This window comes from Bradyrhizobium sp. Ken51, from assembly GCF_055807435.1.
This window is the reverse complement of the sequence record NZ_JBVVPB010000111.1, coordinates 1-1,376: the sequence shown is the minus strand read 5'-3', so window position 1 is coordinate 1,376 and position 1,376 is coordinate 1. Positions and strand designations below refer to the sequence as shown.

General features: G+C 59.6%; 2 pseudogenes. One reads left to right on the top strand and one right to left on the bottom strand.

Features of this window, described 5'->3' with window-relative positions:
* Window positions 1-777, bottom strand: a pseudogene (locus tag AC0L27_RS41020) (GlxA family transcriptional regulator); the annotation flags it as partial.
* Between the two features lie 85 nt (window positions 778-862).
* On the opposite strand from AC0L27_RS41020, the pseudogene AC0L27_RS41015 reads away from it, so the two are divergent.
* Window positions 863-1,376 (top strand): annotated as a pseudogene (locus AC0L27_RS41015) (FAD-dependent oxidoreductase); the annotation flags it as partial.

Sequence of the window (1,376 nt, the reverse complement as noted above, 5' to 3'; positions counted from 1 at the left end):
CTGCATTCAGATGCTCAGAGAAGAGACGGTCTAGGTGGCGCTCGCTGACGCCCGCATACATGCCCATCTGAGCACGATCGAGCGGCTGCTCGATCGCAGCCTCCATCTTCTCCAAAACGTTCAGCAGGAGGGGATGGTTGACGCGAAAACGCTCCGCCGCCAAAGCGCGCTGAGGCGCGGCCGGCTCGGCTACTTGGGTGTGAAGATACCAGTCGCTGACGCGTCGGGCAAAATCTGCGCCCATCGGTCGGCGATGAGGGCATGCATCATATCCTGGGGCGCCACGCCGCCGCCGCAGGTAATGCGGTTGCCGTCGAGCACGAAGCGAGCCTGTTTTGGAGCAAGATGAGGGAAGGCTTCGATGAGAGCCGCCGCGTGCTCCCAGTGAATGTTAAAATCTCGCCCATCGAGCAGTCCCGCTGCCGCCAGGATGTAAGGTCCGCCTGAAACTCCTCCCAACCGGACGCCGCTTCGGGACAGGTGACGAAGAGCCGCATAAAGCGCTGCAGATCCCAAGGTCGAAGGATTTCCGCCTGCGCAGACGAAAATCGTGTGCAGCGGCGATTGATCGAGACGTTGGCAAGGGACAACGGCGCCCGATGAACTCGCCACGGCGGCTCCATCGAGGGAAAGCGGCCTGACAACATAGAGCGGCTGGCCGGCAAGCAGGTTGGCGGCGCGCAAGGGTTCGGTCGCGGCAGCATAGGACATTAGCGCGAAACCGGGCAGCAACAGGAAACCTATGGTTTGCGTCAACCTGCTGTTTTGGTCGCCCATGGCTGCTGAATGTCTTTTTATGGCTCTCCTGTGAAATTCTGACGCCAAAATGGTCGCTATACAAGGCCGAACACGTGGAACACCCATGCGCTACTCGGTCTTCTCCATTCTCTTGAACGGTCTTCGCGGCAACACGGCATGGAAACCTGCTTGGCGCGACCCGATGCCTAAACCGCATTATGACGTGATTATCGCCGGCGGTGGCGGGCACGGTCTTGCCACTGCGTATTATCTCGCCAAGGAATTCGGAATCCGCAACGTCGCCGTTCTGGAGAAGAGCTACATCGGTTCGGGCAATGTTGGCCGCAACACGACGATCATTCGCTCGAACTACCTGCTGCCAGGCAACTATCCGTTCTACGAACTTTCGATGAAATTGTGGGAAGGGCTGGAGCAGGACTTCAACTTCAATGCCATGGTCTCACAGCGTGGCGTGTTGAACCTCTTCCACTCCGATGCCCAGCGCGACGCCTACACACGACGGGGCAATGCGATGCGGCTGCACGGCATCGATGCTGATCTGCTGGGCCGGACGCGGTTAGGGAGATGCTCCCCTTCCTCGACTTCGATAGTGCGCGCTTCCGATTCAGGGCGGCCTC